14 protein-coding genes are annotated in these 18,990 nt (G+C 30.1%); 2 read left to right on the top strand and 12 right to left on the bottom strand.

The window, feature by feature from the left end; genetic code table 11:
* The 8 genes from lepA to ABXT56_RS00170 are packed head-to-tail and all read right to left on the bottom strand — an operon-like array spanning position 1 to position 9,563.
* Positions 1 to 1,809 (bottom strand): translation elongation factor 4, encoded by a 1,809-nt coding sequence (gene lepA, locus ABXT56_RS00205; RefSeq protein ID WP_415300163.1) that lies wholly within the window; start codon positions 1,807 to 1,809, stop codon positions 1 to 3.
* A 2-nt stretch (positions 1,810 to 1,811) separates the two neighbouring features.
* Complete coding sequence (pheT, locus tag ABXT56_RS00200) at positions 1,812 to 4,220, bottom strand: phenylalanine--tRNA ligase subunit beta (RefSeq protein ID WP_415300162.1); 2,409 nt, start codon at positions 4,218 to 4,220, stop codon at positions 1,812 to 1,814.
* Positions 4,217 to 5,284 carry a phenylalanine--tRNA ligase subunit alpha gene (pheS, locus tag ABXT56_RS00195; protein ID WP_415300160.1) on the bottom strand — a complete coding sequence of 356 codons (1,068 nt, stop codon included), beginning with the start codon at positions 5,282 to 5,284 and terminating at the stop codon, positions 4,217 to 4,219. Before pheS ends, pheT begins: the two co-directional genes overlap by 4 nt.
* 43 nt (positions 5,285 to 5,327) lie before the next feature.
* On the bottom strand, positions 5,328 to 5,684 hold the full coding sequence (gene rplT / locus ABXT56_RS00190) for a 50S ribosomal protein L20 (protein ID WP_415300158.1): 357 nt from the start codon (positions 5,682 to 5,684) through the stop codon (positions 5,328 to 5,330).
* Position 5,685: 1 nt separating this feature from the next.
* Positions 5,686 to 5,892, bottom strand: a complete 207-nt coding sequence (gene rpmI, locus ABXT56_RS00185; RefSeq protein WP_415300156.1) for a 50S ribosomal protein L35 — start codon at positions 5,890 to 5,892, stop codon at positions 5,686 to 5,688.
* Positions 5,893 to 5,945: 53 nt separating this feature from the next.
* On the bottom strand, positions 5,946 to 6,491 hold the full coding sequence (gene infC / locus ABXT56_RS00180; protein ID WP_415300154.1) for a translation initiation factor IF-3: 546 nt from the start codon (positions 6,489 to 6,491) through the stop codon (positions 5,946 to 5,948).
* Entirely contained in the window at positions 6,492 to 8,408 is a 1,917-nt protein-coding gene (gene thrS / locus ABXT56_RS00175; RefSeq protein ID WP_415300152.1) for a threonine--tRNA ligase, read from the bottom strand.
* Positions 8,409 to 9,563 carry a glycosyltransferase family 4 protein gene (locus tag ABXT56_RS00170; protein ID WP_415300150.1) on the bottom strand — a complete coding sequence of 385 codons (1,155 nt, stop codon included), beginning with the start codon at positions 9,561 to 9,563 and terminating at the stop codon, positions 8,409 to 8,411. It abuts the gene before it with no gap.
* Between the two features lie 42 nt (positions 9,564 to 9,605).
* Here ABXT56_RS00170 and ABXT56_RS00165 point away from each other — a divergent pair, with 42 nt between their 5' ends.
* Complete coding sequence (locus ABXT56_RS00165; protein WP_415300148.1) at positions 9,606 to 10,361, top strand: alpha/beta hydrolase; 756 nt, start codon at positions 9,606 to 9,608, stop codon at positions 10,359 to 10,361.
* Here the strand turns inward: ABXT56_RS00165 and ABXT56_RS00160 are convergent.
* The 3 genes from ABXT56_RS00160 to ABXT56_RS00150 are packed head-to-tail and all read right to left on the bottom strand — an operon-like array spanning position 10,332 to position 17,153.
* Entirely contained in the window at positions 10,332 to 11,207 is an 876-nt protein-coding gene (locus ABXT56_RS00160; protein ID WP_415300146.1) for an NAD-dependent epimerase/dehydratase family protein, read from the bottom strand. The genes ABXT56_RS00165 and ABXT56_RS00160 overlap by 30 nt on opposite strands.
* A 1-nt stretch (position 11,208) precedes the next feature.
* Complete coding sequence (gene gltB, locus ABXT56_RS00155) at positions 11,209 to 15,714, bottom strand: glutamate synthase large subunit (protein ID WP_415300144.1); 4,506 nt, start codon at positions 15,712 to 15,714, stop codon at positions 11,209 to 11,211.
* Positions 15,714 to 17,153: an NAD(P)-dependent oxidoreductase gene (locus ABXT56_RS00150; RefSeq protein WP_415300142.1), complete on the bottom strand. Its 1,440-nt coding sequence runs from the start codon at positions 17,151 to 17,153 to the stop codon at positions 15,714 to 15,716. Before ABXT56_RS00150 ends, gltB begins: the two co-directional genes overlap by 1 nt.
* A 183-nt stretch (positions 17,154 to 17,336) precedes the next feature.
* Here ABXT56_RS00150 and ABXT56_RS00145 point away from each other — a divergent pair, with 183 nt between their 5' ends.
* Positions 17,337 to 18,104: an undecaprenyl-diphosphate phosphatase gene (locus tag ABXT56_RS00145; RefSeq protein ID WP_415300140.1), complete on the top strand. Its 768-nt coding sequence runs from the start codon at positions 17,337 to 17,339 to the stop codon at positions 18,102 to 18,104.
* Here the strand turns inward: ABXT56_RS00145 and ABXT56_RS00140 are convergent.
* Positions 18,101 to 18,988 (bottom strand): DMT family transporter, encoded by an 888-nt coding sequence (locus ABXT56_RS00140; RefSeq protein WP_415300138.1) that lies wholly within the window; start codon positions 18,986 to 18,988, stop codon positions 18,101 to 18,103. The genes ABXT56_RS00145 and ABXT56_RS00140 overlap by 4 nt on opposite strands.
* Between the last annotated feature and the right edge of the window lie 2 nt (positions 18,989 to 18,990).

Here is an 18,990-nt window from a genome sequence, read left to right as displayed (position 1 = left end):
TTATTTTTCTTTACTTATTTTTAGCACACCTATAAATGCTTCTTGCGGTATCTCAACCTTTCCAAATTGTTTTCCTCTGGCTTTTCCTTTTTTCTGTTTGTCTAAAAGTTTCCGTTTTCTATCTCGTGCTCCACCACCATGAATTTTAGTCAATACATCCTTTTTAAATCCTTTGATAGTTTCACGTGCAATAATTTTTCCACCTATTGCAGCCTGTACTGGAATCATAAAATTGTGTCGTGGTATTAAATCCTTTAATTTTTCACAAACCTCTCTTCCTACAGTTTGAGCAAAATCTTTATGAACCATCATTGATAAAGCATCTACTGGTTCAGCATTTACAAGTATTCCTAGTTTAACTAGGTCACCTTCTCTATGATCAATAATTTCATAATCAAAGCTAGCATAACCACTGGTCATTGACTTCAATCTATCATTAAAGTCAAATACCACCTCATTTAAAGGAATTTCATAATTTAATACTGCTCTATTCCCTGAATAACTTAAATTAGTTTGAACACCTCTTTTGTCCTGACAAACCTTTATAATAGGCCCAAGATACTCATCAGGTGTGATGATAGTTGCTTTAATCCATGGTTCCTCAATGTAATTAATTAAAGTGGATTCTGGTAGATTTGATGGGTTTTGTAATTCTATTGCTTCACCTTTATTCATATGAACTTTATAAACTACACCTGGTGTTGTGGTTAAAAGATTTATATCAAATTCTCTTTCTAATCTTTCTGTGATAATTTCTAGGTGTAATAGACCTAAAAATCCGCATCTAAAACCCAAACCTAAAGCTGAAGAAGACTCTGCTTCAAATGAAAAGCTAGCATCATTTAATTGTAATTTTCCTAAACCATCCTTTAATTTTTGATACTCAGAACTATCAACTGGAAACAATCCACAAAAAACTACTGGTTTGCTTGGTTTAAAACCTGGCAATGCCTCTTGCAATAGTTTATTTGAATCACAAATTGTATCTCCAACTTTTGTTTCAGATAAAACTTTTATTCCAGTCGTTATAAAGCCAATTTCTCCAGCATTTAATTCATTAATATCAGTCGCTTTGGGTGTGAACACTCCTACTTTTTCAACAATATATTCTTGGTTAGTCGACATCATTTTTATCTTCATATTTTTAGAAATTTTTCCGTCAATAACTCTAACTAAAATAACTACACCTAGGTACGTATCATACCAACTATCAACTAATAAACATTTTAAATCAGCAACCATCTCTCCTTCTGGTGCAGGTAAAGATAAAATAATCTGCTCTAATATATCATTAATTCCTTCACCTGTTTTTCCAGAACAAGGGATTGCATTTTCTGTATCAATACCAATCACATCTTCTATTTGTTTTTTTGTTTTTTCTAAATCTGAAGCAGGTAAATCAACTTTATTTAAAACTGGTACTATCTCATGATTAATATCTAGTGCTTGATAAACATTTGCTAATGTTTGTGCTTCTACACCCTGTGTACTATCAACAATTAATATAGATCCTTCACATGCATACAAAGATCTACTAACCTCATAACTAAAATCTACATGGCCAGGTGTATCAATAATGTTTAAAATATAATCTTTTCCATCTTTGGCTTTATAATTAAGTTTTACTGTTTGAGCTTTAATTGTTATTCCTCTTTCCCTTTCAATATCCATTGAATCTAATACTTGGGCTTTCATTTCTCTTTCTGTAAGACCTCCACAACTATGAATTATTCTATCTGCTATAGTTGATTTACCATGATCGATATGTGCAATAATCGCAAAGTTTCTGATGTGATCAATTTTTGTCATGACTACGATCTAATCTTTGCGTCTGTTTTTGATTCTATAGTTGAAATAATAAGCTGGTTTATTTTATTCAAGTCCTCATCATTTAATGTTTTTTCTAAAGACTGAATTGTAACATTTAATGCTATTGATTTTTTACCTTCTTCAATATTATCACCTTCATAAACATCAAATACTTTAACAGATTTTATTAGATCTTTATCTACATTGGTAATTATTTCTATTAATTCTTGAACTTTAAAATTTTTATCTAAAACAAAAGCAAAATCCCTTTCTGATTTTTGAAAGTCAGAATATTTATATTGAGGTTTTTGATTTTTTAATGATTTCTTTGGCAGCTTTATATTGTCTAAAAATATTTCAAATCCTACTAATGCTTCAACTTTAATATCTAATTTTTTTAATATATTGGGGTGAATTTCACCAAAAAAAGCTACAATTTTTTCTTTACCTTTGTTTAGAAATATTCTTCCAGATTTTCCTGGGTGATAATAATTTGGGGTTTCATCATCAATATAAAATTTGTCTCTATTGTACCCAGCTTCAACTAAACTTTGGACAACATCTTTTTTTACATCAAAAACGTCAACTAATCTTGCTTGCTCTACCCAACTTTGTCTAAATAATTTTCCAGCTCTTAATCCACTAATTACAGTTTGTTGTTCACCTGGTTTATATCCTGAAAAGGTTGGGCCTATTTCAAAGATTGAAAAATCTTTAAATCCTCTTCCTAAGTTCTTATTTAAATTAATAATTAAATTTGAAAAAATTGAACTTCTCAGTACATTTAAATCTTTGCTTATAGGATTAACTATCTTAATTTCTTTATTTTTTTCAATAAATAACTGGTTAACTTTACTGTCAGTAAAAGACCATGTGATGGCTTCCAAGTATCCTTTTGATGCAATTGCTCTCTGTAAAAAATGAAATAACTTTTGTGTTTTATTTAATGTATTTTTATTTCTTACTTTTTCAGGCTCAATCATCTTGATTTGATCATAACCTTTAATTCTCACTAGTTCTTCAACTATATCTACTTCTTGTTCGATATCAGGTCTCCATGATGGAACTGTTAGTAACAATAATTTTTTTTGTTTTTTTATTTTAAAACCTAGGCTAGTTAATATTTTAATTATTTCTTTTTGGTCAATTTTAAAGCCAGTTATTTTTTCAAATAACTGCACATCAAATTTTACAAGGTTGTTTTTCACATTTTCTACTTTTTGAATATCAAATTTACTAATTTTTCCTCCACAGATTTTTTTAATTAATTCAGCAGCTCGCTGTAGTCCTTGTTCTATTGAAAGTGGATCAATTCCTCTTTCAAATCTAAATTTTGCATCAGTGTCTATATTTAAAATTTTAGAGGTTTTTCTGATTGATCTTGGATTAAAATAGGCAGACTCAATTAGTATATTTTTTGTATTTAGTTCAGTTCCAGACCTTGTTCCTCCAATTACCCCTCCTAAACCTAGCACTCCTGAAGCATCTGTAATTACGCACATACCACCCTCAAGATTATAATCTTTTTCATCTAACGCCTTAAATTTTTCACCTTTATTAGAATTTCTTACAATTATTTCTTTATCTATTTTATCAGCATCATAAGCATGTAGAGGTCTGTTTAAATCAAACATCACATAATTTGTAATATCAACTATTGCTGAGATAGGTTTTTGGCCTAATGATATTATTTTTTTCTTTAGCCAATCTGGACTTTCAGTATTTTTTACACCAGTAATTAAACAACTTCCAAAAGATGTACATCCTTGGTTTTTTTCTTTAATTATTTTTATACTAACTTTTTGTTTATTTTTTTGAGCTAACTTTTCTTTTTTTATTTTTTTTAATGTGCCATAACCTGCAGCTGCTAAATCTCTTGCTATTCCTCTTACACCTAGGCAGTCTGCTCTATTTGGTGTAATAGATATATCGATTACATTAGTACTATTTTTAGAAAAATAACTTTGTCCTTTTTTTTTTTCATATTTTTTTCCAGAAAGTTCCATAATTCCATCACTTTCACTTGATAAGTTAAGCTCAGACTCTGAACAAAGCATACCATACGAGGTCACGCCTCTAATCTTGCTTACTACTAATTTCATCTGATTTTTTGGCACGACAGCACCTGGTGGCGCATAAATTGTCATTAGCCCTTCTTTTGCATTAGATGCACCACAAACAACTTTAACAGGATCGCCCGATCCAATGTCTACATCACAAACTCTAAGTCTGTCTGCATCAGGATGCTTTTTGACCTTTAAAATTTTAGCAATTACAAAGTTATCTAACTCACTTGGTTGGCTATGAACACCTTCTACTTCCAAGCCAATATCTGTAAGTTTATCAATAATTTGTTTTTCATTAAGTTTGGTATCTAAATGTTCTTTAAGCCAATTTGTTGTGATCTTCATCTGCTTAAGCCTCTATAGTTTGTTGGCACATCTATTGGATCAAACCCAAAATGATTTAGCCATCTATAATCACAATCAAAAAATGCTCTTAAATCGTTAATTCCATACTTAAGCATTGCCAGTCTATCTATGCCCATCCCAAATGCATATCCCTGATATTCTTCTGGATTCACTTTTACATTTTTTAAAACATTTGGATGAACCATTCCACACCCTAAAACCTCAAGCCACTTATCTCCTTCACCAATAACTATTTTTTCATCTTTAATTTCATATCCAATATCAACTTCAGCTGAAGGTTCTGTAAAAGGAAAATGACTTGGTCTAAATCTCATTTTAATTTTATCAATTTCAAAAAACTCTTTAATAAAATAATTTAAGCATCCCTTTAAATGTCCCATATTGATATTTTTATCAATATGCAATCCTTCAACCTGATGAAACATAGGTGAGTGTGTTTGGTCACTATCAGATCTATAAGTTCTGCCAGGAGCTATTATCTTAAAAGGTGGTTTATTATTAAGCATTGTTCTAATTTGTACTGGAGAAGTATGTGTTCTTAATAATAATTCTTTATTATTATCTAAATAAAAAGTGTCATGCATATCTCTCGCTGGATGGTTGTCAGGTGTATTTAATGCTGTAAAATTATTATATTCATTTTCAACATCAGGTCCTTCTTCCACATTAAAACCAATTTCTGAAAAAATTGAAGAAATTTCATCTATCACTTGAGAGACAGGGTGAATTTTTCCTTGATCAAAAGATCTCTCTGGTAAAGTAATATCTATTTTTTCTCTTTCTAATTTTTTGTTAATCTCTTTTGTTTCGATGTCATTAATTTTTATAACTATAAAATTTTGAAGCTCATCTTTTACTTGATTTAAATCTGAAGCAAATTTTTTTCGTTCTTCTTCAGCTATTTTTCCTAGCATTTTAAACTGAGAACTGATCAAACCATTTTTACCAAATAGATCTGTTTTAATTTGATTAACTTGATTTAAATCTAAATTTTTATTTAATTTTAAAAGAAACTCATCTTTGATTTTTTTAATATCAGACATATTAGGAGATTATTTCTTCACCAAAGAAAAACAATAGTGAAGATTAATTTAATGCTGAATGAGCTTTTTGAACGATTGTTTTGAAGGCTTCTGGGCTATCATAAGCTATTTCAGCTAATATTTTTCTATCCAACTTAATTCCACACTTTGTTAGACCATTAATAAATTTAGAATAAGTTAAACCCTCAGATCTAACACCCGCATTAATTCTTTGAATCCATAGAGATTTAAATTCTCTTTTTTTAGTTCTGCGATCTCTATAAGCATATTGCATAGCTTTTTCCATAGCTTGCTTTGCAACTCTTATCGTATTCTTTCTTCTACCCCACTGACCTTTAACAGTTTTTAAAACTTTTTTATGTTTAGCGTGACTAGTTACGCCTCTTTTTACTCTTGCCATTTTATCCTCTTAAGCTGTAAGGCATATATGATTTAACTATTTTGCCGTCTTGTTTTGACATAGTAGTTGTGCCTCTTAATTTTCTTATTTGTGAATTAGTCCTTTTAATCATACCATGTCTTTTTCCAGCTTGAGCCATCATGACTTTACCTGTGGCCGAGACCTTAAATCTTTTTTTTGCTGAACTTTTTGTTTTTAATTTTGGCATAATTCTGCGGACTTATACAAATATTGGAATAGTTTTACAACCTCTATTAAGCCTTATAAAGGTTGAATAACCATAATCATTTGCTTCCCATCAAACTTTGGATGTAGTTCTACTTTGCCAATATCTCTCATATCAGTTTTAATTTTATCCATTAACTCTCGTCCTAGATGAGAGTGTTGTAGCTCTCTACCTTTAAATCTTATTGTAAATTTTACCTTATCACCTTTTCCAATGAATTTTTTAGCATTTTTAACTTTAAAATCATAATCATGTGTTTCTGTAACTGGTCTCATTTTAATTTCTTTTAATAAAACAATTTTTTGTTTCTTTTTAGCAACATTGGCTTTTTTTTGAGCATCGTATTTAAATTTACCCATATCAATAATTTTACATACTGGTGGATTTGCGTTTGGAGCTATCTCTATTAAATCCAAGCCCTGTTCTTTAGCCATTGATATTGCCTCATTGGTGTTTATGATGCCTATATTGTCACCATCACTACCTATAACCTGAACCTCTGGAGCGGTAATCCTATTATTAGACTTAGGCCCCTTATCTTTAGTTCTTCTTTGAAAATAATTTTGTTTAAAATCTGCCACTTAATTTGAAGATGCTTTATTTAAAGCTGAGAAAGTTTTTAAAAATAAGTTTAATTCCATATTTTCTTGTTTATTAGTATCTAATCTTCTAATCGTTACTGAGTTAGTGTCAACTTCTTTTTTACCACAAATCAGTAAAAGTGGTATTTTTGATAAAGAATGTTCTCTAATTTTATAATTCAAATTATGATTTTTTAAATCTACTTCAGAGCTAATGCCAGCATAATTAATTTTTTTATTAACTTCTTTTGCATATGTATCAAATTCTTCTGAAATAGGAATTACAACTACCTGTAAAGGAGCAATCCAAAAAGGAAATTTTCCTGCATAGTTTTCAATTAGTATTCCAATAAACCTTTCAAGTGAGCCAAATAATGCTCTATGAAGCATTACTGGAATTTTTTTATGTCCATCGCTATCTACAAAAGATGCATCTAATCTTCCTGGTAAATTTAAATCTACTTGTAAAGTTCCACATTGCCAATCTCTTCCAATAGCATCTCTTAAAACAAACTCAATTTTTGGACCATAAAATGCCCCTTCACCTTTATTAATTGTATATTCAAGTTTTGATGCTTTAACAGCATCTAGCAGGGCTTTTTCTGCTTTGTCCCATATACTATCATCACCAACTCTTGAATCTGGTCTATCTGAATATTTCAATATTACATTTTCAAAACCAAGATCTTTATAAATATCTAAAATTAGGTTTGTAACAATCAAACACTCTTCTGTTATTTGATTTTCTGTACAAAAAATATGAGCATCATCTTGTGTGAAAGCTCTAACTCTTAGTAATCCATGCAGTGCTCCTGAAGGTTCATATCTATGAACTTTTCCAAACTCTGAAATTCTTAGTGGAAGATCTCGATAGCTTTTTAAGCCTTGGTTAAATACCTGAACATGCCCCGGACAATTCATTGGTTTGATTGCAAATACTTTTTCATCAGGTGTTTCTGATGTATACATATGCTCACCATATTTTTCCCAATGTCCTGATTTCTCCCATAAAGCCCTATCTAAAATTTCAGGAGTATTTACTTCTTTGTAACCAGCTATGTCCTGTCTACTTCTCATATATGCAACCAACTTTTGAAACAATTTCCAACCTTTTTCATGCCAAAAAACAGATCCTGGACTTTCTTCTCTAAAATGAAATAAATCCATTTCTTTGCCTATTTTTCTATGATCTCTTTTTTCAGCTTCTTCTATTCTCTTTAAATATTCATCTAAGTCTTTTTGTGATGCCCAACTTGTTCCATAAATTCTCTGTAACATTTCATTATTAGAGTCACCCCTCCAATAAGCTCCTGACACTTTTGTTAATTTAAAATATTTACCAACTTTTCCTGTTGAAGATAAGTGTGGTCCTCGGCATAAGTCATGCCAGTCTCCATGAAAATATATGGAAACATCTTCATCATTAGGTATGCTTTCTATAATTTCAGCTTTATATATTTCTCCTTTTTTTTTAAAATGTGATATTGCTTTATTTCTACTCCAAACCTCTCTTGTGGTTGGAACATCTCTATCAACAATTTCCTTCATTTTATTTTCAATTTTATTTAAATCTTCCTCTGTGAAAGGTTCTTTTCTTGAAAAATCATAATAAAATCCATTTTCGATAATTGGACCGATAGTTACTTGAGTTCCTGGAAAAAGTTCTTGAACTGCCATTGCAGTTATATGAGCTGTATCATGACGAATAGTTTCTAAACCTTCCTTGTCTTTCGAAGTAAAAATTTTAATAGAACAGTCTTTCTCAATAACATAACTTAAATCTTTAAGTTCTTCATTAATGCTAATTACTGTTGCTTGTTTAGATAAAGATTTACTAATCTTTTCTGCAACTTCTAATCCTGTTACTTTGTTTGGAAAATTTATAGTGTTTCCATCTGGCAATGTAATTAATGGCATTTAATTTAATAATTTTTTGTATTCTGAATAAGTAGAAAAACACATCTTTTCAACATTAAATTTTTTTAATATATTTTTTCTACCTTCTATACCTATTAATTTCAATCTAGATTCATCTAATTGTAAGACTTCTACTATTTTTTTACATAAAGACTCTGGATTACCAGTCTGAAATAAAAAACCCGATACATTATTAACGATTGTTTCCTTAGATCCACCTATATTGCTTGCTATTATTGGCTTTTCCATTGATTGAGCCTCAACAGAAACTCTACCAAAAGCCTCTGGTTCCACTGAGGCTGAAACAACTAGATCCGATATCTTATAAGCTAAAGGCATATTTTTACAATGTTCAATAAATTTTAGTTGAGCAGTTAGTCTATATTGTTCGGTTAATCTTTTGATTCTTTTAGTATAAATATCCCTGCCCTGATCATTTCCCAAAATAACAGCATAAAAAGACTGATATCCTAACTGTTTATTAACAAGATTTAATGCTTCAATTAATATTTCCTGGCCTTTCCATGAGGTTAGTCGTCCTGGCATTAGGATTATTTTTTTATTTCTAGTTAATCCCCATTCAGAGATAAGCTTATTTTCCTCAACTTCCAATGTAGTTGACGGGTCAAAGTAATCAACATTAATACCTCGATATATTACTAAAAATTTTTTTTTTAAATTTAAATACTTTCCATAATTTTTATTTATATGAGAAAAAATAAAATTTGAACCTGCAATTACTAAATCAGATCTAACCATTACAGAATTGTAGAGTCTTTTAATAGAATTTTTAAAATTATAAGTACCGTGAAAAGTAGTAACAAATTTTCTTCTAGTTATTTTTGTGGCAATTAAACAAGACCACGCCGGTGCACGACTTCTAGCATGAACTATGGAAATATTATTTAATAAAATAATAGAGATCAAAGCTATAGAATTAAAAATCATTATTATCGGATTTTTACTATGAACTGGAAGTTTAATTAACTTTACTTTTTTTCTGTCAATAAATTTTAATAAGTCGCCTCCACTTGTGACAATATAAGAAATACAATTATTTTCAGGTAAATAATGAGCAAGATCATAACATCCAGTTTCTGCACCACCATATCCAAGCTTTGGTATAACTTGCAAAATTTTTAATTTTGAAGACATTTAATAAAACTATATATTAAGAATGTATTCTAACAAACTGATATGAATAAATTTAAACACCTCAAAATCTCAAAAAATAAGCAAATAAGATATTTACATAATGATTATAAAGAAAAAACTTACATAGTGTTTTTGCATGGTTTTATGTCAGATATTGAAGGTGAAAAACCTAGGGCTATTTTTAAATATGCCAAGAAAAATAAATTTGGTTTTCTTGCTCTTGAATACTCTGGACATGGAAAATCTACTGGCAAATTTACAAATGGAAATATTAGTAAATGGTCTAGAGAAGTAGAAATAATGATAAAAAAAATAGTTAAAAAAAATAAATTTATAATAGTGGGCTCAAGTATGGGGGCATGGCTATCTCTTAATCAATTTAAATATTTTAAAGATCAAATTATAGGGTTTTTAGGAATTGGTCCAGCGCCTGAGTTTTTACAGAATTTAATGTGGAAAAAGTTTACAAAAAAAATGAAGAACGAAACTATAAAGAAAGGAATTTATAATTTAAAACATGGTAATTATGAATACCCTATCACCTATCAATTAATAAAAGATGGTAGAAAAAATAAAGTCTTAAATAAAAAAATTAAATCCAGTATCGATGTGACAATGATTCATGGAAGTAAAGATGAAGTTGTTCCAACAAGTTACTCCAGAAAAATTCTTAAGTTATTTACTAAAACTAATAAAAAATTAGTAATAATAAAAAATGGTGATCACAGTTTATCAAACAAACGTGGTATAAAAATAATACTCTTGGAGCTAGATAAAATTACTTCTAATATAGTTTAATCCTTCGATATAGCTCGGAAATTTTAAATTATAATTAAAATAACTTTTCATTTTTTTGTTGCTAACTTTCTTGGACTCTTTATAAAAATTTTTTAACATCTCACTTTTAATTTGGTCAACTTCAATTTTTTCGATATTTTTAATATTTAACATTTTTGCTCCAAACAAAATAATATCTTCAGATGTAGAGGGTTTATCGTCAGATAGATTGTATATTTCTCCTGACTTAAATTTTGATAAAGATTTAAATAATATGTTTGAAATATCATCCACATGAATTCTAGAAAAATAATGATTCTTTTTATTGATCAATTTTACTTCCCCTGATTTTAATCGTATTAAAATATTTTTTTCATTAGAATAAATTCCAGATAACCTTAATATCTGAACTGGTATTTTGTTTTTTTTTTCTAAAAAAACCCATGCATTTTCAGCTTTTAATCTTGCAATACCATTATTTGAAATTGGAGTTGTTTTGCTATTTTCATTAACCCATTCTCCCTTATGATCACCATAAACACTAGTGGCAGATAAATAGGTTATCCATTTTACTTTAGAGCTTTCTATAAATTTAGAAAAATTTTTTACAACTAGGTCTTCTTGATTTTCTGGTGGAATAGAAACCAAAATATGATCTGCTTCTTTTAATTTTACTACTAACTTTTGATCAAATTCATCACTGTTAAACAAGTAGCTATTATAATTAATATTATTGAAGGTTTTTTCTGAAGACTCACTCCTAGATGTTACTGATAAGTTAATATTATACTTTTCAATACTCAGCTTCTTTATAAAATTTTTTGCTACCTGACCAAAACCAAAACAAAAAATATTTATATCCTTCATTTTAACTAACTTCTTTTATAATAGATTTTAAACTTATTGGGTTTTTTAGTTTATCAATCATTTCTTTTGGACAAACTTGAATAAAATTAGAAATTTCCTTATCAAAATTTTCTATTATCTTTTTAGAAAAATCTGAATTTGTCTCTTCATGATGTTCTTGCACTAAATTTTTTAAATAAGCTATCCAATAATCTGTTTCAAGCGTTTGCCATACTACAGTCTCCGAATTTACTTTTTTTTCAAATTTCTTATTAATATCATAAATAAATGCCATTCCACCTGTCATTCCAGCTCCAAAATTGTCTCCTACGTCCCCCAAAACTACAACTGTACCACCAGTCATATATTCACAAGCATTGGAATCACAACCTTCAATAACTGAAATTGATCCTGAATTTCTTACAGCGTACCTTTCTCCAGCTTGACCTGCTGCAAAAAGTTTTCCAGATGTTGCTCCATACAAAACTGTATTTCCTATTATGGTATTCTCATGTGAAACTAAATTACTTTCATCTGGAAGTTTAACTACCACTGTTGCTCCTGACAAACCTTTGCCAACATAATCATTTGCATCACCTTTTAAAATAAGTTTTAAACCTTTGATTCCAAATGCTCCAAATGATTGCCCTGCTGATCCTTTAAATTTTAATGATAAAAAGCCATCTTCTAGTTTTTCAGAGCCATATTTTTCATAAAGATGATTAGAAATTCTTGTACCAACAGTCCTATGAGTATTTTTAATATTATATTCTTTTTCAATAACTTTTATTTTTCCAATTTGCGCTTTAATTTCAGGTAAAATTTCTTGATCTAAAGTATCTGGAACAGAATTTATTTCTGGAATTGTACAGTACCTCGTATACTCTCCAGCATCTGTTTGAACAAATAAAGGGTTTAGATCTAAATCATCTAAGTTTGGTGATGCTTTACTTACCTGTCTTAATAAATCAGTTCTACCAATTATTTCATTCAGTGATTTAAAACCTATCTGTGCTAAAATTTCTCTTACTTCCTCTGCTATGAATTTAAATAAGTTAACTACCTTTTCTGGTGTACCAGAAAATTTTTCTCTCAATTTTTCATCTTGAGTACAAACTCCAACTGGACATGTATTTGAATGACACTGTCTAACCATAATACATCCCATGGCTACTAGAGCTGTGGTTGCTACCCCGTATTCTTCTGCCCCCATCATGGCTGCAATAACAACATCTCTTCCTGTCTTAATTCCACCATCTGTTCTTAGGGTAACTTTATGTCTTAAATTATTAAGAGTTAAAACTTGATTCGCTTCAGTTAAACCCATCTCCCAAGGTATCCCAACATATTTAACACTTGTTTGTGGTGTTGCTCCTGTTCCTCCATTATGTCCAGAAATTAAAATTATATCTGCTTTAGCTTTAGCTACACCAGCTGCAATTGTTCCTATACCAGATGATGCTACTAATTTTACTCCAACTCTTGCTTTTGGATTTGCTTGTTTAAGATCATAAATTAATTGAGCTAAATCTTCGATAGAATAAATATCATGGTGAGGTGGTGGTGATATTAAGGTTACACCTGGTGTTGAATGTCTTAATTTAGCAATTTCTTCTGTAACTTTAAATCCTGGTAACTGACCTCCTTCACCAGGTTTTGCCCCTTGTGCAATTTTAATCTCTATTTCATTGCAGTTATTTAGATATTTAAGCGTTACTCCAAATCTTGCTGAAGCTATTTGCTTAACTCTAGAATTAGCGCTGTCGCCGTTTTCCATCTTAATAAATCTTTTTTCATCTTCACCTCCTTCACCACTGCATGAGGCTCCTTTAATTCTATTCATTCCTATGGCTAAAGTTTCGTGTGCTTCTTTCGATAATGCACCGTGAGACATACTTCCGCTTCCAAATCTTGTTAAAATATTTTCAATTGGCTCTACTTCTAAAATATCTAAAGGTGGGTTTAAATTTCTATCTCTAAATCCAATCAAATCTCTAAGATGTATAGGTGGAAGATTATAAATACCTTCTGCATATTTTTTATAAGCTTCAAAAGAATTTGATGAAACTGCACTTTGTAAAAGATGAATAAGCTTACCTTGATATTGATGTGTTTCACCATTCTTTCTATACCTATAAATTCCCCCAATTGGTAAAACTGTATCCACACCTTCAAATGCTTCTTTGTGAATAGTTCTTAGTTTTTTTTCTATTCCATTTAAACCTATTCCTGAAATTTTTGATAAAATTCCTGGGAAATACTCTGATGCTACCGTTCTACTCAAACCAACTGTTTCGAAATTACATCCACCTCTATAAGAGCTTATGACTGAAATTCCCATTTTTGACATTATTTTCAGAAGCCCATAATTTACTGATTGCATATATCTCTCTATGCATTCATCGTATCCAAACTTTCCAAATAATTTTTTTTCAAACCGTTGATAAAGACTATCCAGTGCTAAATAAGGATTAACAGTTGTAGCCCCAACACCTATAAGTGTTGCAAATGAATGTGTGTCTAATGCTTCCCCGGTTTGAGCATTGATTGATGCATAGCCTCTTAATTTTTTTTTAATAAGATAAGTATTTATTGCACCAACGCATAATAACATTGGAATGGGCAATCTTTTTTCAGAAATATTTTTATCACTTAAGACTAATTGAGTAAGACCTTGTCTCACAGCAATTTCAGACTCTTTTCTAATTCTCTCAATAGAGGCTTCAAGATTTTCACTTTTGTCAAAAGTACAGTCAATAGTTATTGATTTTTGGCCAAAAAAATTAATAAATTTTTCTAATTGAGAATTTGATAATATAGGGCTGTCTAAAACGTAAATGTTTTCCTCTGTTAAATTAGTGAAATCTAAAATATTTCCAAGATTACCAAAACGAGTTTTTAAACTCATAACCTTGTTTTCTCTTAAAGAATCAATTGGTGGATTTGTAACTTGACTAAAATTTTGTCTAAAAAAATGGTAAAGTGGCCTGTAACGGTCGGATAATACTGCAAGAGGAGTGTCATCACCCATAGAACCAATGGCCTCTTTTGCATCCTCTGCCATAGGGTGAAGAATAAGCTCTAAATCCTCTAAACTATAACCAAATGTATGTTGTCTCTTTTTTAGTTCTTCACCCAAAAAGGTAGATTTTTCATTCCTTATTGGAAATTTCTTTTCCAAATCTACTATTTGATTGTTAAAGTGTTTAAATTCTTTTGCTAGATAATCTTTTATTTCAACATTAGAAAATACCTTACCTTTTGCAATTCTAACTCCAAGAATTTCTCCAGGTCCCAATCTGCCTTTTTTAAGAATTTGCTTCTCATCAATTTCGACCATTCCCGTTTCTGATCCGGCACACAATATTTTATCTTTTGAAATAGTATATCTCATTGGGCGTAAACCATTTCTATCAGCCGCTACTATAGCCCATTCATTGTCAGTAGCAGCTATTGCAGCTGGCCCATCCCATGGCTCCATTGTGCTATTCAAAAAATTAAATAGTTGTTGGTGATCTTTTGATAATGTTTGGCTTTTTTTAGACCATGCATCTGGAATTAACATTAGTTTTGCAAGAGGTGCTGATTGGCCAGAAATATTTAAAAGTTCAAAAACGCTATCTAGTGCAGCAGAGTCTGATGATCCTGGTTGTATAACTGGTTTTAAATTTTCCATATTATCAAATAAAGGGCTGTCCATTTCTTGCTCATGAACTTTCATCCAGTTTGTGTTTCCTTTATATGTATTTATTTCTCCATTATGAGCCAACGCCCTAAAAGGTTGTGCCAGATCCCAGCTTGGTGCTGTGTTTGTTGAAAATCTTTGATGAAATATTGCAAATCGAGATATAAATCTTTCATCTTTTAGATCCAAGTAAAAATCTGCAATAGACTCTGCTAAAAACATTCCCTTATAAATAATTGACTTAGAACTTAGTGAACAAATATAAAAACCTTCTATCGCATCTTTAATAGCTTCTTTTTCAATTTTTCTTCTAGATTCATAAATTTTTCTTTCTAGCTCTTTTTCTGTTAAATCTTTATTATTGTGTTTAAATAGTACTTGAGTAATTTCTGGTCTTGTAAGATTTGCTTTTTCACCTAAAACTTTTGGATTTACTGGAACTTGTCTCCATCCATAAATGCTAAAATTACTTTTTGTTAATTCACTTTCAACTAAAGTTCTTACATTTTCTTGTGCTTGATAATTATTTCTTGGTAAAAAAATCATCCCTACACAAATCTCTGAACCATCATGGTCATGACCTGTGAGTTCTATTTTTTCAGCAAAAAAATCTGAGGGAATTTCTAAGTGGATTCCAGCTCCATCACCTGTTTTTCCATCAGCATCAACAGCTCCTCTATGCCAAACTGCTTTTAAGGCATTAATTCCATATTCAACTACTTTCCTTGATTTTTTACCCTCCGTAGAAGCAATTAACCCTACTCCACAAGCATCATGCTCCATTTCTTTTGAATAAACGTGACCATCTTCAAGAATTTTAAGATTCTTTTTATAGTTCTTCATTAAGCAACCTTCGCTTTACTAAGTTCTTTAATTTCTAAAAAATTTTTTATTGATGTTGCTACGTCTCTTCCATCTTTAATAGCCCAGACAACTAAAGATGCGCCTCTAATAATGTCCCCTGCTGCAAAGACACCTGATAAATTTGTCTCCATTGTATCAAAATTCGTTTTTAATGTTCCCCATTTAGTAACCTCTAAATCTTCAGAGCCAAATAATTTTGGTAAATTTTCTGGATCAAAGCCAAGAGCCTTAATTACTATATCTGTTTTGATATTAAAGTGAGAATCATTTTGAATTTCTGGTTTACGTCGACCACTGTCATCAGGTTCACCAAGTTTGATTTTATCCACTAACAAACCTTCAACTTTATTTGTTCCAATAAATTTCTTAGGACTAGATAACCATATGAATTCTACTCCTTCTTCTTCTGCATTTGCTACCTCTCTAGCAGATCCAGGCATGTTTTCTTTGTCTCTTCTATACAGACACTTAACTGATTTTGCTTTTTGTCTGATTGAAGTCCTAACACAGTCCATTGCAGTGTCACCTCCTCCAATTACAACAATATTTTTTCCTTCAGCATTTAAAGTTCCATTATCAAATAACTCTACCTTATCACCTAAACCTTTTTTATTTGAAGCTGTTAAAAATTCCATTGCTGGAAAAATATTTCCTAAATCTTTTCCTGGTAGATCTATTTCTCGAGCTTTATAAACTCCTGTTGCAATTAAAAGAGCATCATGTTTTTTTCTTAACTGCTCCAATGAAGCATCTTTTCCAACTTCAAAATTTTGAACAAATTTAATTCCACCCTCTTCTAGTAATTTAGTTCTTCTTTCTACAACAAATTTTTCTAACTTAAAATTTGGGATCCCATAAATCATTAGACCACCAGCTCTATCATATCGATCGTATACAATAATTTGATACCCTAACTTACGTAGCTGTTCTGCTGCAGCTAATCCTGCTGGACCTGCTCCTATAATTCCAATACTTTGACTCTTTTCATTTTTAACTTTTATAGGATTTACCCAACCCTGTTCCCATGCATTGTCTGTAATATATTTTTCAACTGAACCTATAGTTACTGTTCCATGTCCCGATTGTTCAATTACACAATTTCCTTCACATAATCTATCTTGTGGACATATTCTTCCACACACCTCAGGCATATTGTTAGTGCTTTGGGATAATTCATATGCTTCTTTTAATCTTCCCTCTGCAGTTAATTTTAACCAATCTGGAATATTGTTACTTAATGGACAATGTACCTGACAAAAAGGAACACCGCACTGGGAGCACCTACTAGATTGTTCACCCGCCTTATCGTTAATAAACTCCTTATAAATTTCGTTAAAATCCTCTTTTCTATTGCCAACTTCTCTTTTAGGTGGAGTTTGTTGACCTATTTTAACAAATTTAAGCATTTTTTCTGACATATTTACCCTCTATATTAACGACAATATATTAAGCTTTTTATTAATAAAAGATAAACAAGGTCAGTATATATGACCTTAAATTTTCAAAAATCCAATTAAATAAGACAATTTTGACTTTTGCATAGCTCATATTCCAAAACGGAATTGTTTAAATTGAAGGATATTTAAGTTACGAAGCATTAAATGCTCTCAAATATTATTGAAATTATAATCTTATCTTTGATTCAGGGTATATCGGAGTTTTTACCCATAAGCTCTTCTGCACATTTAGTTGTCATATCTACTTTATATGAATTTAAATCAAGCTCTTTATTAATAGACGTAAGTTTGCATCTTGGATCTTTATTAGCAATTATATTTTTTTTTAGGAAAGAATTAATCGACCTAAAAAATAATCAAAAATTATTATCATTAATAATTTTTGGCTCCATTCCACTTATTGTTGTTGGATATCTTCTTTATAAGACAGAATTAATTTATGTATTAAGAGATATAAGAATAATTGCTTGGACTACTTTAATATTTGGAGTCGTTTTATATTTAGCAGATAAATGTAGGTTTGATAAAAAAATATCATCTAACTTAAATTTAAAAACAATTTTATATATTGGTTTATTTCAAATACTTGCATTAATACCAGGAGTTAGTAGGGCTGGAATTACAATTACAGCTGCAAGAATTTTTAGATTTAATAGGTTTGATTCAAGTAAAATTTCTTTTTTACTAGCTATACCTGCTTTAACTGGTGCAAGTATATTAAGCTTAAAAGATGTTTTAAACCAAAGTTTTGAATTTAACTATCTTGTGTTCATAGCAATTATTTTATCTTTTTTATCTTCATATTTTACTGTTAAATTTTTTTTGGAGTATATAAATAAATTTTCTTTAAGTATTTTTGTAATTTATAGAATTATAGTAGCATTAATTCTGTTTATTATAATATATAATTAATCTTTTTTAAATATTGGCACTAGTTGAGAAAACAAAACTCCAAATAGAATAAACAAACAACCAAATAAATTATTAATGTCTAAAACCTGGTCTAATAAAATCCATGCTGCAATAGTTGCAAAAACACCCTCTAAAGAAAAAATTATTGCTGATGGAGCAGGGGAAATATTTTTTTGTGCATATATTTGTAAAACAAATGCAAGCCCCCCAGATAAAATTCCAGCATATAAAATTTGAAATTTTTCTTTAAGAATATTTGACCATATAAAGTCTTCAAAAATTAGCGCTATAATGAATGATAGAGCGGCAACAATTAAAGTTTGAATTGCACCAATAGTTAATGGAAGATTATATTTAGTGATAATTTTGCCAGTAAAAATAATATGAGTACTCCAGAAAAATGCTCCCATTACTACAAGAGTGTCACCAATTCTAACAGTTGCACTGTAAAAATTAGTTAATAAATATCCTCCCATTACACAAAGAAAAACTGAAGGCCAGATACTCCAATGAATTGGTTTTTTATACATAAAGAAAATGATGAATGGGACCATCGGCACATAAAAAATAGTAAAAAAAGCTGCATTAGCAACATCTGTGTAGATTAGGGCCACTTGTTGTAATGCTGATCCTAAAAATAAAGACAAACCTATTAAAATAGCTAAGTTAGTAAATTGTTTTTGATCTTTATTTATCGATTTAAAAAATTTTTTTCTTTCAAAAATAAAAGCTAAAGGTGCTACAGCTAAAAAACCAACAAAAAATCTTACTGCATTAAAGGTAAAGGGGCCAATATCGTCCATCCCTGTATCTTGAGCAATAAAAGTTGTTCCCCATATAAATGTACAGAGTAATGCGCTAAATAATGATACTGTTTTTGACATAG

Origin of the sequence: Candidatus Pelagibacter sp. Uisw_134_02, assembly GCF_047720265.1 — a bacterium.
Classification (GTDB): Bacteria; Pseudomonadota; Alphaproteobacteria; order Pelagibacterales; family Pelagibacteraceae; genus Pelagibacter.
This window is presented reverse-complemented; position numbering and strand designations above follow the sequence as displayed.